The 25335-nt window shown below is 62.5% G+C and carries 21 protein-coding genes and 2 pseudogenes; 9 read left to right on the plus strand and 14 right to left on the minus strand.

All coding sequences use genetic code 11. The annotated features are described in order from the left end of the window. Positions 1-72: 72 nt before the first annotated feature. Entirely contained in the window at positions 73-1392 is a 1320-nt protein-coding gene (locus M3N55_RS11345; RefSeq protein ID WP_249058994.1) for an NAD(P)/FAD-dependent oxidoreductase, read from the minus strand. A 228-nt stretch (positions 1393-1620) separates the two neighbouring features. On the opposite strand from M3N55_RS11345, the gene M3N55_RS11350 reads away from it, so the two are divergent. The 5 genes from M3N55_RS11350 to M3N55_RS11370 all read left to right on the plus strand — a co-directional run bounded on the left by M3N55_RS11350 (position 1621) and on the right by M3N55_RS11370 (position 6713). Beyond that, the gene (locus tag M3N55_RS11350; RefSeq protein ID WP_249058996.1) at positions 1621-2115 is read left to right on the plus strand and encodes an RrF2 family transcriptional regulator; all 495 of its coding nucleotides are present in this window, start codon (positions 1621-1623) and stop codon (positions 2113-2115) included. A gap of 244 nt (positions 2116-2359) precedes the next feature. Continuing rightward, a complete protein-coding gene (locus tag M3N55_RS11355; RefSeq protein ID WP_249058997.1) occupies positions 2360-3103 on the plus strand; it encodes a WecB/TagA/CpsF family glycosyltransferase in 744 nt (247 codons plus the stop codon). A gap of 81 nt (positions 3104-3184) precedes the next feature. After that, positions 3185-4168 (plus strand): hypothetical protein, encoded by a 984-nt coding sequence (locus M3N55_RS11360; RefSeq protein WP_249058999.1) that lies wholly within the window; start codon positions 3185-3187, stop codon positions 4166-4168. Next, on the plus strand, positions 4168-5883 hold the full coding sequence (locus tag M3N55_RS11365; protein WP_249059000.1) for a hypothetical protein: 1716 nt from the start codon (positions 4168-4170) through the stop codon (positions 5881-5883). Before M3N55_RS11360 ends, M3N55_RS11365 begins: the two co-directional genes overlap by 1 nt. After that, positions 5880-6713 carry a glycosyltransferase family 2 protein gene (locus tag M3N55_RS11370; RefSeq protein ID WP_249059001.1) on the plus strand — a complete coding sequence of 278 codons (834 nt, stop codon included), beginning with the start codon at positions 5880-5882 and terminating at the stop codon, positions 6711-6713. The genes M3N55_RS11365 and M3N55_RS11370 overlap by 4 nt, the downstream gene beginning before the upstream one ends. Here M3N55_RS11370 and M3N55_RS11375 read toward each other — a convergent pair. The 7 genes from M3N55_RS11375 to M3N55_RS11405 all read right to left on the minus strand — a co-directional run bounded on the left by M3N55_RS11375 (position 6699) and on the right by M3N55_RS11405 (position 14286). Further along, positions 6699-7352 (minus strand): phosphoribosylanthranilate isomerase, encoded by a 654-nt coding sequence (locus M3N55_RS11375; RefSeq protein WP_249059005.1) that lies wholly within the window; start codon positions 7350-7352, stop codon positions 6699-6701. The two genes, M3N55_RS11370 and M3N55_RS11375, sit on opposite strands and share 15 nt — an antisense overlap. Before the next feature lie 6 nt (positions 7353-7358). Next, complete coding sequence (locus M3N55_RS11380; protein ID WP_249059007.1) at positions 7359-7715, minus strand: lipopolysaccharide assembly protein LapA domain-containing protein; 357 nt, start codon at positions 7713-7715, stop codon at positions 7359-7361. A 7-nt stretch (positions 7716-7722) separates the two neighbouring features. Beyond that, the gene (gene ihfB, locus M3N55_RS11385) at positions 7723-8052 is read right to left on the minus strand and encodes an integration host factor subunit beta (RefSeq protein WP_283163952.1); all 330 of its coding nucleotides are present in this window, start codon (positions 8050-8052) and stop codon (positions 7723-7725) included. Positions 8053-8128: 76 nt separating this feature from the next. Beyond that, entirely contained in the window at positions 8129-10768 is a 2640-nt protein-coding gene (locus M3N55_RS11390; RefSeq protein ID WP_249059020.1) for a TRAP transporter permease, read from the minus strand. Positions 10769-10886: 118 nt separating this feature from the next. After that, the gene (locus M3N55_RS11395; protein WP_249059021.1) at positions 10887-11855 is read right to left on the minus strand and encodes a TAXI family TRAP transporter solute-binding subunit; all 969 of its coding nucleotides are present in this window, start codon (positions 11853-11855) and stop codon (positions 10887-10889) included. Between the two features lie 340 nt (positions 11856-12195). Continuing rightward, positions 12196-13038: a hypothetical protein gene (locus M3N55_RS11400; RefSeq protein ID WP_249059023.1), complete on the minus strand. Its 843-nt coding sequence runs from the start codon at positions 13036-13038 to the stop codon at positions 12196-12198. A 75-nt stretch (positions 13039-13113) separates the two neighbouring features. Further along, positions 13114-14286, minus strand: coding sequence for a M20 aminoacylase family protein (locus M3N55_RS11405; RefSeq protein WP_249059025.1), 1173 nt, complete (start codon positions 14284-14286; stop codon positions 13114-13116). A 107-nt stretch (positions 14287-14393) separates the two neighbouring features. Between M3N55_RS11405 and M3N55_RS11410 the strand changes: the two genes are divergently transcribed. Both M3N55_RS11410 and M3N55_RS11415 read left to right on the plus strand, forming a co-directional pair. Beyond that, positions 14394-15914, plus strand: a complete 1521-nt coding sequence (locus tag M3N55_RS11410; RefSeq protein ID WP_249059027.1) for an ATP-dependent DNA helicase — start codon at positions 14394-14396, stop codon at positions 15912-15914. A gap of 100 nt (positions 15915-16014) precedes the next feature. Continuing rightward, a complete protein-coding gene (locus M3N55_RS11415) occupies positions 16015-16251 on the plus strand; it encodes an Lrp/AsnC ligand binding domain-containing protein (protein ID WP_249059029.1) in 237 nt (78 codons plus the stop codon). Here M3N55_RS11415 and M3N55_RS11420 read toward each other — a convergent pair. The 6 genes and pseudogenes from M3N55_RS11420 to M3N55_RS11445 all read right to left on the minus strand — a co-directional run. After that, complete coding sequence (locus M3N55_RS11420) at positions 16183-16620, minus strand: DUF7742 family protein (RefSeq protein WP_249059031.1); 438 nt, start codon at positions 16618-16620, stop codon at positions 16183-16185. The genes M3N55_RS11415 and M3N55_RS11420 overlap by 69 nt on opposite strands. Then, positions 16617-20546, minus strand: a complete 3930-nt coding sequence (locus M3N55_RS11425) for a baseplate multidomain protein megatron (protein WP_249059034.1) — start codon at positions 20544-20546, stop codon at positions 16617-16619. Before M3N55_RS11425 ends, M3N55_RS11420 begins: the two co-directional genes overlap by 4 nt. 7 nt (positions 20547-20553) lie before the next feature. Then, a complete protein-coding gene (locus tag M3N55_RS11430; RefSeq protein ID WP_249059037.1) occupies positions 20554-20991 on the minus strand; it encodes a C40 family peptidase in 438 nt (145 codons plus the stop codon). Further along, positions 20979-21841: pseudogene (locus M3N55_RS11435) on the minus strand (DUF2163 domain-containing protein). Before M3N55_RS11435 ends, M3N55_RS11430 begins: the two are co-directional and overlap by 13 nt. Then, a complete protein-coding gene (locus tag M3N55_RS11440; protein WP_249059040.1) occupies positions 21838-22470 on the minus strand; it encodes a DUF2460 domain-containing protein in 633 nt (210 codons plus the stop codon). The pseudogene M3N55_RS11435 and the gene M3N55_RS11440 overlap by 4 nt, the downstream one beginning before the upstream one ends. Positions 22471-22488: 18 nt before the next feature. Next, positions 22489-22767 (minus strand): annotated as a pseudogene (locus M3N55_RS11445) (phage tail tape measure protein); the annotation flags it as partial. Positions 22768-22897: 130 nt separating this feature from the next. Here M3N55_RS11445 and M3N55_RS11450 point away from each other — a divergent pair. Beyond that, positions 22898-23788: a tyrosine-type recombinase/integrase gene (locus M3N55_RS11450; RefSeq protein WP_249059043.1), complete on the plus strand. Its 891-nt coding sequence runs from the start codon at positions 22898-22900 to the stop codon at positions 23786-23788. A 10-nt stretch (positions 23789-23798) separates the two neighbouring features. Beyond that, positions 23799-24998, plus strand: coding sequence for an IS91 family transposase (locus tag M3N55_RS11455; protein ID WP_249059046.1), 1200 nt, complete (start codon positions 23799-23801; stop codon positions 24996-24998). Positions 24999-25335: the final 337 nt, after the last annotated feature.

Consider the following 25335-nt stretch of genomic DNA (forward strand, 5'->3'; position numbering starts at 1 on the left):
TCTTGCCTCAAATACTCGCGGAGGAGTGCGGCGACAGCCGCACGGGGGCGGCAGCCCCCTGCCCCGGCAGTCTCAGGCGCGCCCGCGCAGCATGGCGTTATAGGTGGCTTTCAGCGCGACTTCTTTCATCAGCCACGACACCCACAGCTCTTCCAGCGGTGCGATGACGCCGGGGAAGGACGGGACAAGGTGGTTTTTGTAGTCGAATTCGATCAGCATGGCGCGGCCAATGCGGGTAATCAGCGGGCAAGACGTGTAACCGTTGAAGGTTTTGGTGCCTTCGCGGCCCGCGATCTCGCTGACAAGGTGATCTTCGACCACCGGCTGGTGCCATTTCACGCTGGCGGCTGTCTTGCCCTTTGGCACACCGTTAATGTCGCCAATACCGAAGACATTGGCATATCGCTGGTGGCGCAGGGTTTGCTGGTCAACCTCTATCCAGCCCTGATCCGTCCATTTATCGGCCCATGACAGGCCAGAGTCGCGCACAACTTGCGGCGCGCGCTGCGGCGGGATGACGTTCAGGAAATCGAACGCGGTGGTCACATCGCCATCCGGGGTGGCATAGGTCGCGGTTTTCGCCCCCGCATCGACGGCTTTCAGCACATGGCTCCAGCGATAGGTGATGTCGCGATCATCGAATAACTGGCGCACGCGGTGGTCCACCACGGGCACGCCGAACAGGTTTTGCGCCTGAGAGTTATAGACCAGCTCGACCTTGTCGCGGTTGCCTTTGCGGCTGGCAATATCTTCGGCCAGAAAGGTGATCTTCAGGGGCGCGCCGGCGCATTTCATTTCTGTCGCAGGGCGGCCAAACAGGCCAACGCCGCCTTGGTCGGTGAACTTGTCCAGTGCGGCCCAGGTTTTCGCGGCTTCTTCCGGCCCGGCATAATGCGCGGTGATGCCGGTGTCGGGGCCGGTCTGTGACAGGTCGAACCCTTCGACCGCATCCCAATCCAGCGTCAAGCCGGTGGCGACGATCAGATAATCATACTCCACCCGTTCCCCGCCGAGCGTTGTGATGCGGTTTGCCTCCGGGTCGATCTCTGCGGCGTAATCGGGGATGAATTTGATGCCACGGGGCAACCAGTCGGTTGTCTGACTGACAGAGTAATTCGCGCCCTTCAGGCCCGCTGCGATCAGCGTGAAGCCGGGCTGATACCAATGCTGCGCCCTGCCGTCGATGATGGTGATCTGCGCGCCATCCAACCGGTCGGCCAGACGATTGGCAATCGCCGCCCCACCCGCGCCCGCGCCCAAGATCACGATCCGCGCCGATGTTTTGACGGTTTGCGCCGTTACAGAGGCACCGGTGGTCGCAAGCGCAGCGCCACCTGCTGCAAGGCTGATAAATCCACGACGGCTTAACTGTCCCAGTTCAAATCTGTTCATCTCGTCCTCATTGAATCGGTATACATATGGATACATTCCATACATCTATACATTCATATATTTACACGATCAAGCCTGTAAAGGTGAATCGGTTCTGCGACAAATTGCCATAATCGCCAGGTGCAAACTTTGATTTCGATCAAGGTCGCGGCGCGCGCGGGGCGGGTAAGATATGTGCAGGGAATATGAATAGAACCGGGGGCGCGATCCTGCCCCAGAGGAGTAAGCATGCGTCTGACGACGAGAACCAACCTTGCCCTGCGCACCCTGATGGTCTGCGCCGTCAACACTGATCGGCTGGTGCGCAAGCAGGATGTGGCGCGCGTTATCAATGCGTCGGAAAACCATCTGGCGCAGGTCATCAACAAGCTGGCACAGGACGGGTTCATCACCACGCAGCGCGGGCGGCATGGTGGGTTCAGCCTGAACCGCGCGGCCCGTTCGATCGGCGTGGGCGAGGTGTTTCGCGCTTTTGAGGCTGACCTGCCCCTGATCGAGTGTTTTTCGGACACTAACACCTGTCCGCTGAAAGATCATTGCCGCATGGGCAAGCATCTGAAACGCGCGGTCGATGCGTTCTATGGCGCGCTGGATGACTTGTATTTGTCCGACCTGACCGATTGCAATAGCGGCTTGGAGCAGTTGCTGCAACTTGAGGGGCCGCATTTGCCGCAGCAATGCCAACCCGGTGCGCATAGGCTTGTCACGCCCGAAGCGGCCTGATCGTCGTATCGCGTTGGTCAATCACCGCGCGGCGACAGGCATGGATGGGCAAAGCCGGGTAAGCCGCAGGTCAGTGTCAGACGGGCAACGCGGAACGCGTGATGGCGCCTGCGCTGCTCTCTGAAGCGCCGCCAAGACGCACAGGCCTGCCCGGTTTCAAGCCGCGCCGCGCGTTCTTGCTTGAACCCAAGGGGCTGGCTGGCTACCGCTATAGGCTGTTGCCGCCACAGGACCAAACCTGCCCATGCCCGTTTTACCAAGTATCCGCCTGTTTGATCTGGACCTTGTGTCTACAAGCCGCACGCAGGCCATTGACGCGCTGCTGGCACAACCACGCGCACGGGTGGCCTTTGTGAACGCCCATTGCGTCAACGTGGCCATGACCGACCCCACCTATCGTCGCGCCCTGCACAGCGCGGACATGCTGTTGCCCGATGGCGCGGGGCTGGAGCTGGCGGCCAGAATGCACGGGGCGCAATTTCAGGATAATCTGAATGGCACCGACCTTGGGCCGGACCTTGCACGCGCATTGGCCTGGCGCGGATTGTCGCTGTTTTTGCTGGGCGGCAGGCCGGGCGTGGCCGAGCGCGCCGCGACCCGGTTGCAGAACCTTGCGCCCGGACTGGAGATTGCTGGCACCTGCGATGGCTATGACGGCTTGCGCGATGCGCGCGCCACCATCGATGCAATCAATGCCAGCGGCGCCGATATGGTCTGGATGGCAACCGGCGTGCCGCATCAGGATATCTGGCTGGCCCAGAACGCCGCGCATCTGCACCCACGCTTCCTGATGGGGGTGGGCGCGCTGCTGGATTTCCTGTCGGGCCGGGTGACACGCGCCCCGCTCTGGTTACGCCGCGCGCGGCTGGAATGGCTCTGGCGGCTGGGACTGGAACCGCGCCGCATGTTCCGGCGCTATCTCATCGGCAATGTGATTTTCGTGGGACACGCCGTCCGCCACAGGTTCCGGCACGGTCGTTCACAGTAAGATGACCGCAGCGAAATGGTCTTTCCGCAAAATTGCCGCATTCATTGGGCAATCTGACGTCGAACCTGATAGAGTGGCGGCATGAGACTCGACCTGAAACGCCTGTTCCTGCTGGCTGGCCTGCTATGCGTTGCCGGTGGGGCGCTGTGGCACATGACGCGTGCACCGGCCCCGTTGGACCGCAGCGCGCGGCTGGCGCATTACGACACACCCCTGCCCGCACCGGCAGCGGGTCTGGGCATCTATTACCTTGGCCACAGCCTGATCGGTCCCGATATTCCGGCCTTTGTGACGCAACTGGCCCAAGCTGCGGGCGATGCGAGGGCGTTCTACAACAGCCAGCTTGGCTGGGGGGCCAGCCTGCGCACCCATTGGGAGCCGGAAGAACCGATTCCGGGCTTCGATGCAATGAACCATCCCCCCGCGCATCGTCCCGCCAAGGACGCCTTGGAAAGCGGCAGCTATAATGCGCTTGTGCTGACAGAGATGATCGACCTGCAAGATGCCATCCGCTGGCATGATTCGGGGCGCTATACTGCGCTCTGGACGCAACTTGCCAGAAAACATGCACCTGAGATACGGGTTTACAAATATGAAACCTGGCACCAGCATCTGAATGCCGCGAACTGGCTGGACCGGATAGAGCATGACGCCGAAGCCCTGTGGGAAGGCACGATCCTTGCACAGGCCAAAGCCTATCCCGGCGTGGGCACGATCCATGTTATCCCGGCAGGCCGTGCCATGGCTGCATTTGCCCGCGAATTACAGGCGCGCGGCGGATTGCCGGGCATGCCCGATACCGATGCGCTTTTCACGCTGACCGAATCCGGCGCGCGCGACGACATTCACCCCAGCGACAAGGCGGCCTACCTGATCGCGCTGGTGCATTACGCCACGCTTTACCATGCCGATCCGCGCGGCCTGCCGCACCATTTGCAGCGCGCTGATGGCACGGCCGCCGAAGCGCCTGCGCCCGAAGTGGCCGCACTTATGCAGCAAGTGGCCTGGGACGTCGTGCGCCGCACGCCTTCAACCGGGGTTCCGCAAATGGCGGGGGAAAGCTGATGCGCTGGCTGGGCCTGCTTGGTTCACTTCTAATGCCGGTTGCAGCTTGGGCCGAGGGGTATCTTTCGCCGCGCGACGCCGGCGCGCCACGCTGGCTGGGCATGAACCTGACAGAACTGCGCGATTACCAGCCGCAGCGCCCCTTTATCAATGTAGCGCATAATGCACGGCCCTGGATCGCGCATCGCGCGGGCCAGTGGGGCGGGTTCGAATATGCCGATCTGCGCCGCTTGGGCGCGGTGGATGCGCAAGGCTGGCCGCGCCGCCTGCCCAATGGGGCCACCGCCTTCTCCAGCCTGATGCTGGTCGACCTGGCAGAGGATGCGGGCGGCGTGGCGGGCAATTACCGGGTTACATGGTCCGGACAGGCCGATGTTACGATTACCGGTCGCGTGGGCGGCACACGGCGGCTTGGCCCGAATGAAATCTGGTTCAGTTTTTCGCCCGGCCCCGGCCTTGTGGAATTGCAGGTTTCAGACATCGACCCGGACAATCCGATCCGCGATATCGCTGTTGTGCATCAGCGCCATGTCACCGCGCATGAGGCGGGCGACATGTTCAATCCCGACTGGCTGGCACGGGTCGAGGGGATGGCGCTGTTTCGCTTCATGGAATGGATGAACACCAATTACACCACATGGGCCGAGTGGGACGAACGCACCCTGCCCGGTGCCTATACCTATACCACAGGCGCGGGTGTCCCGCTGGAGGTGATGATCCGGCTGGCCAACGAGACCGCGACAGACCCGTGGTTCACCATTCCACATCTGGCCAGCGACGACATGATCGCGCGCATGGCAAGCCTGATCCACGAAGACCTGGACCCCGGCTTGCGCGCCTGGATCGAATTCTCGAACGAGACATGGAACTGGTCCTTCCCGCAAGCCACCCATGCCCGCGAGCAAGCGCAAGCGCGCTGGGGGGACGGCAATCGCTGGCAGGAATGGAACGCCATGCGTGCCGCACAGATGGTTCAAATCTTCGACCGCGTGTTTGAGGGGCAGCGCGACCGGCTGGTGCGGGTGCTGGCCACGCAAACCGGCTGGCATGGGCTGGAAGAGCAGTTGACCGCGCCAAGCTGGCAGGCCGAAAACCCCGCCAATCCCGCGCCGCCCAGATTGTTCGACGCCTATGCCATTACCGGCTATTTCAGCGGCCTGCTGGGCAATGACGAGAAAATCGAGATGACTCGTGGCTGGCTGCGTGACGCGCTTGCGCTGGCCGAGGAAGAAGGCCGCGCGCAAGGGCTGTCCGGTGACGACCTGACGGCGTTTGCCCAGACCCGCGCGCATGACATGCTGCGCCCCCGCCTGATCGCAGAATTGCGCGATGGCAGCATCAGCGGCGACCCGCGCAACACGGTCACGTCCTTTCTGAACACCGACCTGCCCCATCATCGCGCGGTGGCCGATCGCTGGGGGCTGGAGCTTGTCGCCTATGAAGCTGGCACGCATCTGGTCGGGGTTGGCCCGCATATGCAGGACGAAGCGCTGAACGCGCTGTTCATCGACGTGAATTATTCCGAGGGGATGGGTGATCTGTATACCATGTTGCTGGATGGATGGGTGCGCGGCGGTGGCGGGATGTTCGCGCATTTCACCGATATTCGCGCGCCGGGCCGCTGGGGCAGTTTCGGCGTGTTGCGGCACCTGACCGACCACAATCCGCGCTGGGATGCGCTGGTCGGGTTCGACCCCAGACAGGTTGCGCCATGAGTATTGTCATTTCCGTCATCATCCCCGCCAATAACGAGGGCGCGTATATCGGCCAATGTCTGGCGGCATTGCTCGACAGCGACCCGGTGCCCGGTCATGCGCTGGAACTGGTCGTGGTGGCGAATGGCTGCACCGATGACACGGTCAAAGTCGCCCGGCGCTACCAGATGGCGACCTCTGAACGCGGCTGGACGCTGAAAGTGCTGGACCTTGCGGAAGGATCGAAGGTCAAGGCGCTGAACGCGGGCGATGTCGCGGCGATCGGCCGTTACCGCATCTACCTCGATGCCGATGTGCGGGTCAGTCGACCGCTTCTGGGGCAATTGGTGGCCGAGCTGGCCACCGATGCGCCCCGCTACGCGACTGGCACGCCTTTGATTGAAAGGTCCGAAAGTCGGCTGACCCGCATCTATGCGCGATTCTGGCAAAACGTGCCGTTCAATCGCAGCCAAGCGCCGGGATTCGGGCTGTTCGCGGTCAATGCCGCCGGGCGCGCACGCTGGGCCAAGTTTCCCGATATTATCGCCGATGACACATTCGTGCGCCTGCAATTCGCCCCATCAGAGCGGAGTCAGATCGCGGCCTGCTATACTTGGCCGATGGTCGAGGGATTGGGGCGGCTTGTGCGCGTGCGCCGACGTCAGGACAAAGGCACGCGCGAGATCGCCAAACGCTTCCCGGACCTGTTGCAGAACGAGGACAAGGCCCGCCCGGACATTCTTGCGCTTGCAAAGGCAGACCCTTGGGGATTTGCGGTTTACGGCATCGTTATCCTGTTGGTGCGCATGGGCCAGCCCTTTTCGGGCAAGGAATGGTCACGCGGCCGCTGAGCCACGCGCCGCCTGCACAAAAGCCTTCATTCGGGCCGCATCCTTGACCCCCGGCGCGGCCTCTACCCCAGAGGAGACATCCACCTGTTGCGCGCCGGTCAGGCGGATCGCGTCTGCCACATTGTCGGGCGTCAGGCCGCCTGCCAGCATCCAAGGTCGCACCCAGTCGCGCCCGGCGATCAAGCGCCATTCAAAGGCCAATCCATTGCCGCCGGGCAGGTCAGCACCTGCGGCAGGCTTGGCGTCAACCAGAATCTGGTCCGCCACGGCTTCGTATGTTGCAAGTTTGGGCAGGTCTGCGGCGCTTGCAATCCCGACCGCTTTCATCACCGGCAAACCGTGGCGCGCGCGCAAGGCTGCGACCCTGTCGGGCGGCTCTGCGCCGTGAAGCTGGATCATGTCGATGGGCACCTGCGCAAGGATCGCGTCCAGCGCGGCGTCATCCGGGTCAACAACAAGCGCAACCTTGGCCAACCCCACGGGCGCGACCAATGCCAACGCGCGGGCCGCGTCAAGCGACAGGTTACGCGGGGATTTGGGGAAAAACACAAACCCCGCATAGCTGGCTCCGGCCTGTGCGGCCGCCTCCAGATCCTCGGCAGAGGTCAGCCCACAGAACTTGACGCGGGGCGCGGTCATGCCGGGCTACTTCGCTTCCAGAACCGCCAGAACATCGTCCTTCTGGGCGACAGAGGGAGCGGCTTTTTCAAATTTTTCCAGATCGCTCTCGAGCGCGGCGACACGGCGGCGCAGGCGCGCGGCCTCTGCACGGTAACTGTGTTCGCGCAGCCATTCCCAGACCAGACCCAGCATAAGGCCCAGCCCGATCGCCAGCCCCAGCAAGATGAACAACGGCAGCCCAAAGCCAAAATTGAACCCGATCAGGTTGCCGATGGTTTCGGGAAATAATTGCACAGACACGAAATCACGGTTCGCCAGCGCAATCGTTGCCAGAAGGATCGCCAGCACCGCCGACAGAGCGATTCGCAGATAGGCCATCATGATAGGGTCACTCCTCGATACCGTTGAGCCGGTCGCGCAGCAGCTTGCCGGTCTTGAAAAATGGAACAGCCTTTTCGGCCACCTCGACACTTTCGCCGGTGCGCGGATTGCGCCCGACACGGGCATCGCGCTTCTTGACGGAAAATGCCCCAAAGCCGCGCAGCTCCACCCGCTCACCGCGCGCAAGCGCCTCGGTGATCTCATCAAAGATGGTGGCAACTATACGTTCGACATCACGCTGAAACAGGTGTGGGTTTTCTTCCGCAATTTTCTGGATCAGTTCCGACCGGATCATCCAAGTTACCCCCGCAAGCCGCGCTTTGTAGCGCTGTTCCAATGTCTATAGCCAAAACCGGGCCGCAACACCATAGAAACTAACGAAACTGCGGCCCAGACTGGTAAAATCCCGCCAACTAGAAGGCTGGCTGGGTTTGGCGGCGGCGTTGCAGCAAGATGACAAGGCCCAACAATAGCAGGGCCGGGATGAAGAAAATCTGCTGCGGCAAGCGGTCGGCTTCGACCGAAACCGTCACAAGCTGCACCGGACGTTCGGCGTAAAAGTCGAAATCACCCAATCGGTCCTGATAGGGTGTGCCGAACATCGGCTCATCCATCGCAACTGCGTCTTCGGACGGCATAAGGAACAGGCCCGTGCTGGTCAGGCGCTGCGCCGGGGGGGTGTCATCGACGATCACGCGCAAGGTTGTCGAGCGTAATTCGCCGGTGTTGAAATCCGGTCCCTCGATGAACAGACGCAATTCTTCACCCGGTTGGGCATTTTCCAGAACGTCCTCGAACTGGGTGCCGGGCCGGTCTTCAAACGGGGGTTGGATGCGGTCCAGCCAGAAGTTGGGCACAAACAGCGTGAACGCCACCAGCAGCAGCGCCGCCGATTCCCATAGTCTGGACCGGGCAAGGAAATAGCCCTGCGTGGCGGCGGCAAACAGCAGCATGGCAAAGGTGGCAATCACGAAGATGAACACCGCCTGCAAGATGCCCGCGGTGGTGCCAAGGTCCACACCATATAGAATAAGCGTCGGGTTGTAGATGAACAGAAACGGCAGCGCGAGCGTGCGCAGGCTGTAGAAAAACGCGGTAAAGCCGGTCTTGATCGGGTCGCCCCCCGACACGGCGGCCGCGGCAAAACTGGCCAGCCCTACCGGAGGTGTGACATCGGCCATCAGCCCGAAATAGAACACGAACAAATGCGCCGCGATCAAGGGCACGATCAGCCCTTCACTGGCACCCAGCGTGACAACGACCGACGCCATCAGCGACGACACCACGATGTAATTCGCCGTGGTTGGCAGACCAAGCCCCAACACAAGCGAGAAGAACCCCACCAGCACAAGCATCAGGAACAGGTTGCCCATGGACAAAAGCTCTACCAGCCCCGCCAATTCGGTGCCGATGGGCGTGCGCGTGACCGTGGCCACGATAATGCCCGCCGCCCCTGTGGCCACGGCAATGCCGATCATGTTGCGCGCACCCGTCACCATACCATCGATCAGGTCGGTCACACCGGCGCGGATATGGCGCATCATATCACCCTCGCCGCGCAACAGCGCCTTGATGGGCCGCTGTGTCAGCATGATGAACACCATCATCAGCACAGCGAAATAAGCCGATTTTGATGGCGACTGCCGTTCCACCATCAGGAACCAGACCAGCACCACGATGGGCAGAAGGTAATGCAGACCCGTCGGGAAAACCTCGTTCATCTTGGGCAGCTTGACGACCTCGGAATTGGGATCATCCATTTCCAGATCATCGCGGCGGCTGGCGACCCACAGGCACGCAAAATAGAGTGCCGCCAACGCGGCAAGAATGATCGGGGCCGACAGCGCGGGCGCCGCCGCCCGTAACCCGTTCACACCCAGTATAACGCCATAAAACACAGCGCCCGCGCCAACAAAGCCAATGGCCACCTTGCCCAGCATGACCAGCAGCGAGCCACCCTGCCCCAAGGCCGGGATGCCGTTGCGCAGCGCTTCCAGATGGACGATGTAGATCAGCGCGATATAGGAAATGATTGCCGGGATGAAGGCGTGCTTAATGACCTCCAGATAAGAAATCCCAACGAATTCGACCATAAGAAAGGCCGCAGCCCCCATCACCGGCGGCATGATCTGGCCATTGACCGAGGATGACACCTCGACTGCGCCGGCCTTTTCACTGGTAAAGCCCACACGCTTCATCAGCGGTATGGTGAATGTGCCGGTCGTGACCACATTGGCGATGGACGAGCCCGAAATAAGCCCCGTCGCGCCAGAGCCGACAACCGCCGCTTTCGCAGGGCCGCCGCGCAGATGCCCCAACCCGGCAAAGGCAAGCTGAATGAAGTAATTGCCCGCGCCCGCCTTGTCCAAAAGCGCGCCGAACAACACGAACAAGAACACGAACGCCGTGGACACACCCAAGGGAATGCCGAACACACCTTCGGTGGACAGCCATTGCGTGTTGATGATGGCATCAAAAGACCGGCCCTCATGCGCGATCAGGTCGGGGATCAGCCAACCCGTGCCGAAATAACTATAGGCCAGAAAGATGCTGCCGACGATGGTCAGCGCAGGGCCAAGCGCGCGGCGCGAAGCTTCCAGCATCAGCACAAGGCCGACCACACCCACCCAAATCTGGCCTTGGGTTGGCAGACCGGCCCGCGCCGTGTCCGAAATCTCACGCGAGAACCACAAAACGTAAAACGCGCAGCCCCCGGCCACGATCGCCAGTATCCAATCGAAGATCGGAATGTGCTTGCGCGGCGATTTCTTGAAGGCCGGATAGGCCAGAAAGGCCAGAAACAGCGCAAAGGCCAAATGCATGGGCCGGGTCTGGTCCGACCCGATCACCCGCGCGCCGGGGATGTATTGCGCGAACTGAAATTGCAGATCGGCAATCCAGACCTGAAACATGGACCACAGAAAGGCCACGCTCGCAATCAGCAGCGCCACCTTGCGGTTTACCGGCTCGCGCCCGCCCGAATCGGTGCTGGCGACAAGGTCTTGCAACTCCTCGTCGCTAAAACGGCGACCGTTTTCAGGCGCTTGCGTCATGGTCCATCCCCCAAATTTTGGTTGAATTCACGGCGTTTGCGCGACACAGCGCGGTCAAAACGCAAGTAATGGCCCCCACGCTTTTGGAGGCCATTATTATCTAACGGCCGTGGGCCGATCAGTCCATCAGGCCCGCTTCGCGGTAGTAGCGTGCCGCGCCGTCATGGATCGGGGCAGAATTGCCGTCCGTGACCATGGTCTGCGCATCCAGAATATCGAGCGCCGGGTGCAGCGCCTTGAACTGGTCCAGGTTCTCGAAGATCGCCTTGACCACCTCATAAGCCACATCGTCCGACACAGCGGTCGAGGACACGAAGGTCGCGCCCACACCGAAGGTGGTCACGTCCTCGGCGTTGCCGCGATACATGCCGCCGGGGATGGTCGCCATGCGGTAGTAAGAGTTTTCTTCGACCAGCCCGCGAATCGCGTCATTATCCACATTCACCAGCACGGTGTCGCATGACGTGGTCGCTTCCTGAATGGCACCCGACGGGTGGCCAACGGTGTAGATGATCGCGTCCACATTGTTGTCGCACAGCGCCAGCGACTGCTCGGCGGGCGGCAATTCGGTGGCTTGGGCGAAGGTGTCGACGGTCCAGCCCATGGCTTCCATCACCACATCCATCGTGCCGCGCTGGCCGGAACCGGGGTTGCCGATATTCACGCGCTTGCCCGCCAGATCGTCGAAATTGGTGATGCCCGCATCGGCGCGTGCGACCACGGTGAACGGCTCGGGGTGCAACGAGAAGACCGCGCGCAATTCCTCAAACGCACCGTTTTCTTCAAAGCGCGAGGTTCCATTGGCGGCATGGAACTGCCAGTCGGACTGCGCGACGCCGAATTCCAGCTCGCCCGAGCGGATGGCGTTGATGTTGAAGATCGACCCGCCGGTCGATTCCACGCCGCAGCGGATGCCGTGTTCCGCGCGGTCACGATTGACCAAGCGGCAGATTGCGCCGCCCGCGGGGTAATACACGCCGGTCACGCCGCCGGTGCCGATAGAGATAAAGGTCTGGTCCTGCGCCACGGCTGCCCCGCCAAAAGCGGTGGCAAAGGCGAAAACGCCAGCTGTCAGATGTTTGGTCATTTAGATCCTCCAGGTTGAGTGTGCCGCCACTGAGCGGGCGGCTTCAAGGCGCGCGGATCGGCGGATTTCCCCTGCGACCATGCGCCTTATCCCCCAAATGGACGACGCCACGTCCCGAGAGTCAAGCATTGCGGCCTAAAAAACAGGCAGTTTACCTTGGGTCAGCCCGGTTCGACGCATCTGCCCGTTTGCGCGCCAGAGCGCCAGCGCCGCCGCGGGCGGTGGCACTGCTATGCGACGACCTAGGCACTTTATTGAAGCCAAACCCCTCCACAGAAAATCAGCGCGCTGACGGACATCAAAGCGCCGCCGCGTGGGGTGGGGGGGGCAGCAGTTCCCTTTATCGTGGCGATTTCTTACCGCTAGGCTTCTTAGACACACTGCCTTTAAACCACGTCGAGTACCGCTTCCTTCTGATAGAAAATTTCTCGCATATTTTGGTATCAAGATCGATAGCTGTCCGAACACATACATCGGTCAAATAAATTAATTCATCAAAATTTAGATGTGTTCTCTTGCCTTCGATAAAACTGAATTTTGGATGCTTCTTCACCCTTCCCAAAAATATTCTATTGACAAAACCTCGATTATGAACTTGGATATTTCTTACTTCTAAAAAAATCTTTAGAGCCTCACGATCACTCTCAACGGGAAATAGGTCCACTCCCATCGAATCCTTAATAAAATTTTCAACCTTAGACATACCACCATATGAGAGTGAATTAATTTTTCGATCAATTAAGTAGTCAATCAACTCCTTCTTGTTCTTAAAGTCAAAAATATCTTCTACCCTAACAGATTCTCCTGACTTCACAATCTCTGGCTTCGCTTTCATTGCGCTCTGTATAGCTGCCGAAACAAACCAAAGAAAAGAGTCGACAGTGTTGATTGTAAGATTCTTCGAGTTAAGATACTTAAATTCATGAAGTTTTTTAACTGCACGTTCTGGATTATCTATCCTCGCTTGATGTTTCTGCTTCTCATCTTCACTCTCCGCGCCTAAAATAAGTGCTTTACTAGCTTCTAAAGCTACCTCGTCAGCACTATGCGCCAAATGAAGAGTAAAATAAAATAGATCAACCATCTTGTGATAATCAACTAGAAAATCATAGAGTGCTCTGCTAGCGAGCGTGTTATTATTTGGGAAAAAGAAGCCCAATTTCTCTGCCTTAGATTGGTCCAAAATTCTCAACTCCATTAAATTTTTATAAGGATACTTTATATCACAAGCGCTAATCTTGGCTAATTGAATAGACGATCAGGGAAGATCAGCAGCTATTCCCAACCTCTCCTCCACAACCCCCACATACCAGCTTGCCCCATAGGGGATCACCTCGTCGTTGAAATCGTATTGCGGGTGGTGCAGGCCCGGTCCGTCGCCCGCGCCCAGCACGATATACGCGCCGGGGCGTTCTTCCAGCATATAGGCGAAATCCTCGCCGCCCATGTTGAACCCGGCTTCCACGCACTGCCCCGACACGTCCAGCGCCACCTTGCGGGCGTAGTCGGTGTGTTCCGCGTGGTTCACCATCACCGGGTAGCCGCGCAGGAACTCCACCTCTGCCAGCGCGCCAAACGCCCGCGCCGTGCCCTCCGCCAGCGCGCGCAGCCGCGCTTCTGCCAGGTCACGCACCCCCGCGTCATGCGTGCGGATCGTCCCGACAATCGCCACTCGCGCCGGGATCACGTTATGCGCGTGGCTGGATGTGTCCACCCCGCAGACCGACAGCACGATGTTCTGCGTCGGGTCGGTGTTGCGCGATGCGACCGTTTGCAAGGCCACGATCAGGTGGCTGGCGACCACCACCGGGTCGATGGTCTGGTCGGGCTTTGCGGCATGTCCGCCCTTGCCTTCGATCACCAGCCGAAACTCATCCACCGCCGCATAGAACGCACCCGCGCGGATGTTGAACTCTCCCAGCGGATGGCCGGGGCGATTGTGCAGGCCATATACTTCGGTAATCCCGAACCGGTCCATCAGCCCCGCGTCGCACATCACCTTGGCGCCGCCGCCGCCTTCTTCGGCGGGTTGGAAGATGACCGCCACCGTGCCGTCAAACGCGCGCGTTTCACATAAGGCTTCGGCGGCGGCCAGAAGCATCACCATATGCCCGTCATGCCCGCAGCCATGCATCCGCCCCGGCACGGTGCTGGCATAGGGCTTGCCAGTGGCCTCATGCATCGGCAACGCATCCATATCGGCGCGCAGGGCAATGCAGCGGCCGGGGCCGCCCCGTCCATGGATCAGCCCCACAACGCCGGTCACGCCAATGCCCTCCTCGACCGCATCGCAGCCGAAAGCGCGCAGCTTCTCGGCCACAGTGGCGGCGGTGCGGTGGCAGTCGAACCCCAATTCGGGATGGGCATGAAAATCGCGCCGCCAGGCTGCATGGTCGGTCAAGCGCGCGGCAAAACGGTTGCGGATGGGCATGATGGCTCCTGTGACGAAAGCTGCCCACAGGCTACGCCGCCACCCGCGCGGCTGCAAGCGGGCGAAACCACGTTTGCATCGCGTGCGCCATGCGCTAAAGCTGCTGCATGTCTCTAGACCTGCCAACGCTTTCCGACGACCAATCCCAGGCTTGGGCGCGCGTCTGCGCCGCGCTCGACGCTGCGGGAATTGATCTTGATACAGGCCAGACCGGCCCCATGCCCGATACACGCGGCACGGTGCTGGCCATTACCGGCAAGGCCGGGTCGGGCAAGACATTGCTGCTCGCCGGGCTGACCAAGGCACTGACCGCCGCCGGGGTCGAGATTGTCACCGGCGAGTATGAACCCCGCAAACGCCGCGACCGCCGCTCGCTGGCGGTGCTGGCTCCGACCAATAAAGCGGCCTCGGTGCTGCGGGGGCGCGGTGTGCCCGCAACCACCTTGCACCGCATTCTCTATTCGCCGGTCTATGATCCGGAATATGAAAAAATCGCCGAATGGCTGGCAGGCCAGGCCCCGCGCCCGACAATCGAAGGCATGGAGGATGTCGCTCTTGACCGGGCCGCTGCCTTTTATGCGCAAACCCCGTCCATTCCCGGTGCGCTGGCGGCAGCAGGCTTGCGCGGGTCCGATTTCATCACCGGCTGGAAGCGCCGCGACGACCCGCTCGATATTGGCTTCGTCGATGAAAGCTCGATGTTGGATGCGCGCCAGCTTGAAGACCTGAAAGAACTCTTCGGCACGTTGGTCCTGTTCGGCGACCCGGCGCAGCTCGCCCCGGTGGGTGGCGCAGGCGAAATGGTCTTCGACCACCTTCCAGCCCCGCAAAAGATGCATCTGGCCCGCATCCACCGTCAGGCCGCCGATAATCCCATCCTCGACCTTGCGCATGCCTTGGCCGACCCCGACCTGAGCTTCGAGCAATTCGAAGACCAGATCACTGCCGCCGCCCGCGATGACGACCGCGTGCATCTGGCCGAGCGTGCGGATAGCGACCTCATGGCACGCTCACCGGTGCTGGTGTGGCGCAACGCAACCCGCCTGCGCCTGATCCACGCCTTCCGCGCCGCTCATGGCGCGCCCGAAGATGCACTTCTGGCGGGCGAACCGCTCATCTGCGACGGGTTGGAACTGCCGCTCAAACACCGCGCCAAACGCATAGACCTGGAAGCGCGGGGCCTCATCAAGGGCGCGCAGGTGGTCTATCTGGGACCGGGGCGCAAACCGGGCTTCTCGCGCCTGCACATCTTCGGCGCGCCAGACCCGCAGATCTCGGTGGCCTCCATCGTCAAGATCGAAAAAGACCCTAATGAGGACCCGTTCATCCCCTTCGCCGCCGCGATGGGGGCAGCCTTCGTGCATGGCGCGGCCTGCACCATCCACAAGGCCCAAGGCTCGCAATGGCCCGAGGTTCAGGTCTTTGCCCCCGACCTTTATGCCGCCGCGCGCGCCGGGCGGAGCGAAGGCGGTATCGCGCTCTGGAAACGGCTCGCCTATGTCGCGATCACGCGGGCGGAAACCCGCCTGCATTGGGTTATTCGCAATCGCTTGGCCCGTCCCAAAACGCCACTCACCACAGAAGATCTCGGCGCTCAAGCCGCCCCGCTGACCCTGCAAGCAGAATAACCCTTCCCTCTTCATCCTTGCCCAAATATCCTGGGGGTGAATGGGCGCGGCCGCGCCCAGAGGGGGCAAAGCCCCCTGAACCTCAACACCCGGAGGCCCCATGCGCTGCGTTTTCGTCCAGTTCCGCTGCATTCCCGGCAAAACCTACGAGGTTGCCGATGCCATCTATGACCGCGAGGTGGTCTCGGAACTCTACTCCACCTCGGGCGACTATGACCTGATCGCAAAACTCTATATCCCCGATGACAAGGATGTGGGGCATTACCTGTCAGAAGCGCTCTTCGACATTCCCGGCATCAGCCGCACACTGACGACCATGACCTTCAAGGCTTTCTGAGCGCGCCAGAACCGCCGCGATCAAGGCCCCCATTGCCGCCAGAAAACGGCGATCGCCCATCGCCGGGGGGGCGCCCTGCGGCGTGGCCACGCTCATCAGCGTGCCGTTGCCGTAGCGCGGATGTGCGCGACCCGTGCGGGTGCGGTGGCACTCGGCCGCCTCGGCCTGCGACAGCATTGCCTCAAGGCGCTTCTCCCAAGCCTCTTCCGGCAGAAGCAACAGCACCCGCGCCGCAGCCATGATATCACCGGGCGTCACTGGGCGCATCCGCTGGCAACCGCACTCGCGCGCGCGCCGGGGCGCAAGCGCCGCCACGACCGTGGCGGCGCGGGGTGGGCGGGTGGGCGCCACGGCGGGCGCGCCGTTCACACCAGCACCTCGATCCGGGCCAGCGGTCCCGGCCCAACCGTGTCGGAAATCTGCGCCACCTCTATCGCAAAGCTCGCGCCCGCGCCATCGGTGGCCTGCATCGCGGCGGTATACACAAAGCCCGGTGCGGCAAGGGTTTCCTCGCGCAGCACCGCGCCGCCCAGTCGCACCCGCAAGACATAGCGCTCATAGGCTTCCGCCAGTGGCACATCGCCTGCCCCCCAGGCGTCCCCACCCGCGCGGGTGCGGCGTATCCAGCTTACCCCCAGATCGCCCCCTGCCATGACCCGTGCGCGCAAATGCGCGGGTCGGTAGGGCCGCAGCCCCACGCCTTGGGCGGTCAGGGCGAAATCGCGTTGGCTGGCATCGTCAATCCCACGGCTTGCGGGACCGATCCGGTAGTCACGCGCCACGCCCAACGCGTCGCGCGGCAGGTCAATCTGGTCCAGACGCTCATCAAGCACCACCACCAGCGACCCTTCGGGCCATTGCTCCGGCATCACCCCATCGCTGCCCTGCTGGCCGCGCAGGCGGCGGCGCAACGCATAGGTATCGGAGGCGATCAACTCGGCCTCTGCAAATTGCAGGATTTCCCAGTCCGCGCCCTGCCCGATGGCCAGAAGGTTGGCACCGCTCAGCACATCAATCGGCAAGGCCGACGTCAGGCCACCGCGCAACATCCGCACAACAAGTGCCGGACCAGTGTCCCAGCGACCCGCCGGGGCTGCGGGCAGCGCAGTTTCGGTCACGCCGATCTGGGCGGGCGTGGCGACCAGCGCGGCAAGCACAAACTGGTCCGTGCCGGCGCGGTGATGCAAGGCCACCGCCCCCGGCCAGACCCGCGCCGAGACTGCCAGCCAAGGCGCGTGGTCGCGCGTGGCCCCCGGTATCAGCGGCAGATCCAGCACCACGGGTTGCACCGGCCCCGGCGCGGTGTAGCTTGCCCCATTCCGCGTGCCCAGATCCGTTTCGCCAGAGCCATAAACGCCGGGTTCGACGCGGGTCGCCTCCATCTCGCGCGGGCCGGATAGCGTGGTGCGGTCAATGCGCCACAGCGCAGACCCGCCCTCGGTGACAAGTTCCACCACATCGCCCGCGCCCAAGCCCGACGAGGGCGGCAACGCAAAACGCGCCTGATCGCGCGCCACCCGCGCCTCGGTCAGCCAGCGTTCCGCGATCAGTCGTGCTTCCCCCTCGGGCAGGACCAGCGGCAGGTCGGACCCCGACGCGCGCGCCGCACTTGCATCGGGGAACACGGCCTCTGCCGTGCGCAGGTCGAAATCGCCCCCTTCGGCGACATAGCCCAAGCGCACGCGCCCCGCGTCATCGGCTTGCGGCGCGCGAATGCGGGTCAGATCGCCGCCATCGCGGCGCACAAGTGCGTCTTGCCCCAGCCGAGCCACCGCCCGCCCGTCACGCAAGCTGAAGCGCAAGATGCCGTCGCGTTCCACCGCGTCGATGCCATAGGCCAGCATCAGGGCTTGCAGCATGGCGCGCGGGCTGTCGGTCGAGGGTGTGGCCATGCCGCGCACCACGCCAGAGACGCGGCTGACATCCACCGCGCTCAAACCGGCGCGCGCGCAGATTTCCGCGATCACCGCATCCAGCGGCTGCGCGGTTGCCCGCCCCGTCACCCACTGGCCGCGCCGCCAGTTTTCCCCATCGCTCCACAGCTCTGTATTGCCGGGAAACCACGGGTAAGGCCGCGCATCCCATGCCCAAAGATGCGCGCGCGACATGTCCACCATCGGGCCTTGGTAGAACTCCGACACCGGGTTATGCGCCGGGTCTGTCCAATAGCGCTGGACCGCGCGCACATATTGCATCTGGATCGTGTCATCGCGCCACCCGCGCGAGAAATGGGGCGCGCGGCTTTCGGATGATTTCGGGTCCAGAAACACATTGGGCTGATTGGTGCCCCGGTCGATGGCCGGGCACCCGTATTCGGTGAACCAGATCGGTTTCGAGCGCGGCTCCCACGCGGTTTTCTGCACCGCGCGTTGCCCGCCCACGCGGTCGTGATGGTCGTTTTCCCACCAGCCGCGAATATCCTTGTAGCGCCAGATCCAATCCTCGCGCCAGTCGCTCTCGTCGCGAATGGGCGTGCGGCGTTGCTGGTCGCGGTCCAGATCGCTGGCATAGAACCAGTCATACCCTTCGCCGCCTGCGACATTGGCGGTCAGGTAATCCAGATTGTAGATGCTGCCCCAACCCGCATCGGCATGGTCGGTGCCGTCGCGCCAATCCGACAGTGGCATGTAATTGTCGATGGCAACCGCGTCGATATTGGCATCGGCCCAAAGCGGGTCCAGATGGAAGAAACGGTCGCCCTGCGACGTGATATAACCGAAATATTCCGACCAGTCGGCGGCATAGGTTATCTTGGACTCTGGCCCCAGCAACGTGCGCACCTCTGCGGCCAGCGCGACCAGCGCGGCGACGGCAGGAAAGCTGTTGCCCGGCCCGCGTATCTGCGTCAGCCCCCGCATTTCAGAGCCGATGCAGAACGCATCCACCCCACCCGCCGCCGCGCAAAGCGCCGCCTGATGCAGGATGAAGCGGCGGTAGCGCCATTCATCCGGGCCGTCATAGCCCACGTTGCCTTGGGTAACGGTGAAATCGGCAGCACTGGCAGTTCCGAAGAAATCGGCCACCTCGGCCTCGGCCGCGCTGGTGCCGTCAGGACTACCCGACTGCCCCGGTCCCTTGGCCGTCGTGATCCGCCCGCGCCATGGCAGCGCGGGCTGATCGGTGGCATCGGAATAGGGGTCGGGCAAGCCATTGCCTGCAAGCTGATCCATCAGGATAAACGGGTAATACACGACCTTCTGGCTGCGCGCGTGCAAGGCCCCGATGGCCTCTATCACCGAGCGGTCGGCAGGTGTTCCACCATAAACGGGCTGGCCGTTCTGCAACGGCACTTGCGGCGTGTCCGCCGCCGCGCGCCCGGCCACGGACCACGGGTAATCGGGCGCGACCCGGTCGGGGAATTCCACCTTGGGTTCAATCTGGCACGCCCCCGCGCGCAGGTCAGACCCGAACCACGACACCACCATGACAACCGAGCGGCAGTCGGGCAATTCGCGGGTCAGCGCATCCAGCCCGGCGTCTAGGTCGGTCAGCCCGGTGGGCGAATTCAGGTTCATCGGCGTATCGGGTGCGTTCACCACGTCTTCGACCACGCGCGGGCCTTCGATCACCTCCTCTCCGGACCGGCTAAAAACCGGCGTTGTCGCATAGGTAAAATCGCCGGTGCCCGGCATCAGCGCCACGCCCTGCACAAGCCCGGTCACACCGTCAGCCGTATCGACCGCGCGCATCACCTCTAAGGAGAGTTGCGGCACGCGGTTGCCGAAAGCGCCCAGTTCCAGATCCTCGATCACGACATAGGCAATGCCGCGATAGGCAGGGGCATTGCCCGCGCCTTCGACCGCGTCGATCAGCGGGTCGGGCAATTGGTCCTCGGACCCGGTGTAAAGCCGGATGTTCAGGTCGGCAGGTGCAATTTCCTGACCATCCGCCCAGATCCGGCCTATGCCAAGGATCGGCCCTTCGCACAGCGCCACGGCAAGCGACATGGAATAGCTGAACTCCTTGACCGTTGGCTTTTTCACGATCTTGCCGCCACCGCCACTGGTGGTAACGCTTTCCAGAAAATCACTGGACCAGATCACCTGACCGCCCAGCCGCACACGCCCCCAGACCAGTGGCACAGGCGCGCCATCGAGCGCGCCGGTCAGGCGCAGGCGTTCGATCCGGCCTTGTTCGATGACCTGAGATCCGCCACCCATCAGACGTTGGTCAATGACCCGGCCCAAGGTGGCGCCCACCGCGCGCCCGATAACCATGCCCGACAGGCCCAGCACCGCACCCCCAAAGCTGGAGCCGATAGACGCACCGACCGCGGAAAGAACTAACGTCGCCATGGATCACCTATTCATCTGGAAGGGGCGGAAAGTTGAACCGCGCCACGATACGGCGCGCCCAGGGGGCAGAGAGCGACGCACGGACGACCCCCGCACGCGGACAGGCATGGATGAAGCCGCGCCCGCTATCGCATTGAATACCCAGATGTTTGGCGCGCGCACGCGGGGCCAAACGAAACAGCAGGACTTGCCCATCAGCCGGGATCTGCGCCGGGATCAGGTGGCGCATCAGCGCGTCACGCAACGGCTCTCCCGCGCCGGATTCGGCCCAACTTGGGCTGTAGGGTGGCGGCATTTCCGCATCCAACCCATAGCGCGCGCGCCAGATGCCCCGGATCAACCCAAGGCAATCGGCACCGCTGCCGCACAAGCTGGCGCGATGGCGGTAAGCTGTGCCCAGCCAAGCCTCTGCCAGCGCAACAGGGTCACGGCTCAGGACCGCCATGATCCGCCCGTATTGGCTTGGTCGGCCTTGGGATAGGCCGATAGCCAATCTTCACCCGGAATATGCGGAAAGCCCCGGAAGTTCAGGAAATTGCCGAACTTGTTGCGGCAAGTGGCGGCCTGCTTGTCACAGCCCGCTTCCAACCGGAACAGATTGCCCGCAGCTACAGGCGCGCGCAGAGCGTCCCATAGCGTGATGCGCCGCGCGGCGGTCCCTTGGTCAAACCGGATCAGCGCCACCAGGCCTTGAGCCTGTCCGCTGAGCGCAGTCAGGCGGCCATGCGTTAACCAGCCCGGCACGAAGGCGTCCAACCCGTCGAAGATCAACGCATCCTCGGCGCGGCCCGCCAAGACGATCTCTGCCGAATACCCCGGCGCGCTGGTGTCGAACCGGCACGCCCCATCGACCAGCACCGCCGAGCAGGCAGCATGGTAGACCCGCCCGCCTTGCTGGTTCAACACCTCGGACAGGCCCCGCAACTCGGCGCGGAACGCGTCGCCGGTGCGGGTAATCTCGCCCAAACTGCCGCGAAACAGCACGCGCCGCTCGGCCATGTCCTGCCAGTTCACCTCCCATATGGTCAGTTCCGCGCCGTCATAGCACCCGGCCATGATGTCGGCCTCGGTCAGCCCCGCATCGCGCCCACGGCTTCGGAATTGTCCACAGCCAGCCCCGTGACCTGTTCCAACGCGCGCGCGGTCAGCCCGGCTTCGGCGCGAAAGGTCATACCGTCGAAACTCAGATCGCGGTCATGGTCGGTAAATCCAAGGCTTGCACCATCGGCGCGGGTCAGCGCCCAAGCGCGCGCGACCGTGGTTGTGCCGGTGGCCAGATGATCGGCAAGGGTCATAGCCGCACCTCTAGCACCGGGACCGAGGGCAAGCTGCCCGCCTTGAAACTGGCGACAGAGACCTGCACCAGATCGGTGTCAAACCGCACCGGCACGTCAAATTCGAACCCGGCGCGGACCTCTGCGCCCACATCCGGGGCGCGGGTGAAATTGACAGTGCCGGTCGTGGTATCGACCGTGTAATCATCGCCCAAGGTCAGCGCGGTCTGGCCCACACCGGCCAGCACGCTACCCGCAACGGGCTTGGTGATGGCGCGGTAGCTGGTCTGCGCGCCAGAGCTATACGCCTTGCGCAAGGCAAAATCGCGGCTCACCCCGTCGCCGGTGCCAATAAGCTGGTCAAATGCGGTGATGGCTTGGGACGCCTTGGCAGAGCGGTAATCGCCCCAATCCTTCCAGCGAAACCCGTGCAAGCGGCCTTGGCGCGCCTCAAAGAACGCGATCATGGCTTCCAGATCGTCCAGCGCGCGTAGGCCCGCGCCCGCATCGTAGCGCCTGCGCGAAGCGGCCCAGGGCGTGTTGCGTTCCTCATACCCATTGGCGAGTTCGACGATTTCCGTGCGCCGCTCCGGCCCGCCAAGCGCGCCAAAACTAAGATTGGCCGGAAAACGAATGTCATGGAAAGCCATATACTTACCCCCTTATCTTCAAGCGTTGCGTTGACCGCGGGACAGCAGGCGGCCCAGCTGCGCCGCGATCTGCGTTTGCGAGCGTTCAAACCCCGCCACATCGGGGGTCGAGATGTTGAAGGTCACGTTGACCGCGCCGCCGCCACCGCCGCCCGCGCGCACGCCAAGCTGCCCATCGGCCCCGCGTTGCAACGGCAAGATCGCCTCTGGTCCGGCTTCACCCATCAGCCCGGTCGTGCCGCCGCGCATGGGAAACGCTGTTGCCTGTGAAATCACACCGCCCTGCGCAAAGGGCAGGAAGGACTAAGCCGCTTTGCGGCATTGGCGCCTGACCGCGACGTTGGAACATGTTTCATGGTTTTTCTTTGTGGCAGGCCCTTCTGGGCTGACGATTGGGGTCTTTCCCACCGTCAGACAGGAGGTTCCCATGAAGGAGGAGAAGACCACCCCGCTGCGCCAGCGGATGATCGAAGACATGGATATTCGCGGTCTCTGCGAGAAGACGCAGAAAGGGCACATCCGATGCATCAAGCATTTCGCTGCTTTTCTGGGGCGTTCGCCAGATACCGCCACGCCGGATGACTTGCGGGCCTACCAGCTTCAGATGACGAAGGACGCGGTTTCGGCATCCACGTTCAATGTCCGGATAATTTCACTGCGGTTCTTTTTCAGCGTCACCTGCGGGCGTGAGGAAATGAAGCGATACATGCAGTTCCATCGTCAGCCACGGAAGTTGCCGGTGGTGCTGAGCGTCGAGGAAGTCGCGAAGCTTCTCGCCTCGGTGCCCGGACCAGGATTGAAGTATCGGGCAGCCCTCGGCATCAGTTACGGGGCGGGGCTTCGAGCATCGGAGGTCTGCCACCTCAAGGTCCGCGATATCGACAGCCAGCGCATGCTGATCCATGTTGACCAAGGCAAGGGCAGCAAGGACCGGCAAGCCATGCTATCGCCCAGCCTGCTCGAAATATTGCGGCAATACTGGCGCGAGTCCCGCCCCGAAGGATGGCTGTTTCCAGGCTTGCCAAAGATCTCGCCTCTGTCTCCCCGGCAATTGAACCGCGCTTTCATGGCGGCCAAGGATATGGCGGGGATCACAAAGCCCGCGACCCTGCACACGCTGCGCCACAGCTTCGCCACGCATCTGCTGGAGGCCAACACTGATGTGCGGATCATCCAGGTGCTGCTGGGTCACGCCAAGCTCAGCACCACGGCGCGTTATGCCCATGTCGCCACCAAGACGATCCAGAGCACCGTTAGCCCCTTCGAGCAGATGAAGCTTGTGCAGGACAGGGTGCTCCGAACAGAAGGACCCCCTTGACGCCCGGGCTATGCCCCGGCCATCTCTGGAGATCGCTGACATCTTTCGCGCCCATGGTCCTGCGTGGCGGCAGGCCAATGCCAGACATGTCAGCCTCTCACAGTTGAAGGTAATGTCCGCGATCGAAGCCTGCCGGACCGAGGCGCTCGGCGGGCACGTAGCCGGGTGCGCAAAGTGTGGCCACCATCACATCGCCTACAACAGTTGCAAGAACCGGCACTGCCCAAAGTGTCAGGGGCCGGCTGCGCGCGACTGGATGGCGGCCCGCGCCGAAGACCTGCTGCCCGTGGAGTATTTCCACGTCGTCTTCACGCTGCCTGCCGAGATTGCGCAGATCGCCTATTGGAACAAGAGGGCGGTCTACGGCCTGCTGTTCAAAGCGTCGGCCGAAACAGTGATGGCCATCGCCGCCGATCCCAAGCGCATGGGCGCGCGGGTGGGCATGACCAGCGTCTTGCACACCTGGGGGTCTGCCATGACGCACCATCCGCATATCCACATGATCGTGCCGGGCGGCGGCCTGTCGCCTGACCGAACCAAGTGGGTCGCCAGCAAGCCCGGGTTCTTCTTGCATGTGCGCGTGCTGTCACGCCTATTCCGGCGCCTCTTTCTGAACGGGCTGGCGGCGCTGCACCAGGCCGGAGACCTGTCCTTTTATGGCGACTTGGAACGGCTGTCGCAGGCGGATGCCTTTACCGCTTGGCTCGACCCATTCCGCAATTCCGAATGGGTGGTCTATGCCAAGCCACCCTTCGGGGGGCCGAAGGCAGTGCTGGCTTACCTGAGCCGATACACCCACCGGGTGGCGATTTCGAACCACCGTTTGGTCAGCGCCGATGCCCAAACCGTCGCCTTCCGGTGGAAGGATTACCGCATCAAGTCCGGCGACCGGCAAAAGGTCATGCGGCTGGCCACGCCTGAGTTCATCCGCCGATTTCTGATCCACGTCCTGCCCGATGGGTTCCACCGGATCCGGCATTACGGGTTACTGGCCAGTTCAACCCGCAAGGCTAACATCACGAAGATCCGTGCCCTGCTCTGCGTCCAGCGCCCCGAACAGGCTGCCGCATCAGGACCAAACGGCGAAATCATCCCACTCACCCTGCGCGAACCATGCCCCTGCTGCGGCGGCCCCATGCGCATCATCGAGATCTTCCGCCGTGGGCAAAAGCCAATGTCGCGCGCACCACCACGGGAGCGGGCCGCATGACACACCGCCTGTCAGATGACGCGCAACTCCACCGGCTGCCCAAGGCAGACCCGGTCACGACAGGCTGCGCCCAGCCTTCTCCGACGCGAAACGTGATAGCTATCACACAAGATCGCTCAGTGTTTCCGGGATCATCAGGCGCGTTCATGATCGTCTCGGGCACTATGCGCACCTTCAGCCACATCTCTGACACAGCCGTCGCTGCAACCGTCTGCACACTTTCCCCATAGGCCAATCCAAGACCCCCGCGGCTTCCTCCTTCCGAGGTTTGTCAACGTGAGCCGCAAGCTCATGGCCGCCAACGTCGTGCTGCGGCCCACATCGAAAAACCTTCAGG

The organism is Roseinatronobacter domitianus (genome assembly GCF_023336755.1).
GTDB lineage: Bacteria > Pseudomonadota > Alphaproteobacteria > Rhodobacterales > Rhodobacteraceae > Roseinatronobacter > Roseinatronobacter domitianus.

Excerpts from the sequence above, each read along its gene's own strand:
- M3N55_RS11345 (WP_249058994.1), bottom strand. The coding sequence starts at position 1,392 with ATGAACAGATTTGAACTGGGACAGTTAAGCCGTCGTGGATTTATCAGC.
- M3N55_RS11350 (WP_249058996.1), top strand. The coding sequence starts at position 1,621 with ATGCGTCTGACGACGAGAACCAACCTTGCCCTGCGCACCCTGATGGTC.
- M3N55_RS11355 (WP_249058997.1), top strand. The coding sequence starts at position 2,360 with ATGCCCGTTTTACCAAGTATCCGCCTGTTTGATCTGGACCTTGTGTCT.
- M3N55_RS11360 (WP_249058999.1), top strand. The coding sequence starts at position 3,185 with ATGAGACTCGACCTGAAACGCCTGTTCCTGCTGGCTGGCCTGCTATGC.
- M3N55_RS11365 (WP_249059000.1), top strand. The coding sequence starts at position 4,168 with ATGCGCTGGCTGGGCCTGCTTGGTTCACTTCTAATGCCGGTTGCAGCT.
- M3N55_RS11370 (WP_249059001.1), top strand. The coding sequence starts at position 5,880 with ATGAGTATTGTCATTTCCGTCATCATCCCCGCCAATAACGAGGGCGCG.
- M3N55_RS11375 (WP_249059005.1), bottom strand. The coding sequence starts at position 7,352 with ATGACCGCGCCCCGCGTCAAGTTCTGTGGGCTGACCTCTGCCGAGGAT.
- M3N55_RS11380 (WP_249059007.1), bottom strand. The coding sequence starts at position 7,715 with ATGATGGCCTATCTGCGAATCGCTCTGTCGGCGGTGCTGGCGATCCTT.
- M3N55_RS11390 (WP_249059020.1), bottom strand. The coding sequence starts at position 10,768 with ATGACGCAAGCGCCTGAAAACGGTCGCCGTTTTAGCGACGAGGAGTTG.
- M3N55_RS11395 (WP_249059021.1), bottom strand. The coding sequence starts at position 11,855 with ATGACCAAACATCTGACAGCTGGCGTTTTCGCCTTTGCCACCGCTTTT.
- M3N55_RS11405 (WP_249059025.1), bottom strand. The coding sequence starts at position 14,286 with ATGCCCATCCGCAACCGTTTTGCCGCGCGCTTGACCGACCATGCAGCC.
- M3N55_RS11410 (WP_249059027.1), top strand. The coding sequence starts at position 14,394 with ATGTCTCTAGACCTGCCAACGCTTTCCGACGACCAATCCCAGGCTTGG.
- M3N55_RS11415 (WP_249059029.1), top strand. The coding sequence starts at position 16,015 with ATGCGCTGCGTTTTCGTCCAGTTCCGCTGCATTCCCGGCAAAACCTAC.
- M3N55_RS11425 (WP_249059034.1), bottom strand. The coding sequence starts at position 20,546 with ATGGCGACGTTAGTTCTTTCCGCGGTCGGTGCGTCTATCGGCTCCAGC.
- M3N55_RS11430 (WP_249059037.1), bottom strand. The coding sequence starts at position 20,991 with ATGGCGGTCCTGAGCCGTGACCCTGTTGCGCTGGCAGAGGCTTGGCTG.
- M3N55_RS11440 (WP_249059040.1), bottom strand. The coding sequence starts at position 22,470 with ATGGCTTTCCATGACATTCGTTTTCCGGCCAATCTTAGTTTTGGCGCG.
- M3N55_RS11450 (WP_249059043.1), top strand. The coding sequence starts at position 22,898 with ATGAAGGAGGAGAAGACCACCCCGCTGCGCCAGCGGATGATCGAAGAC.
- M3N55_RS11455 (WP_249059046.1), top strand. The coding sequence starts at position 23,799 with ATGCCCCGGCCATCTCTGGAGATCGCTGACATCTTTCGCGCCCATGGT.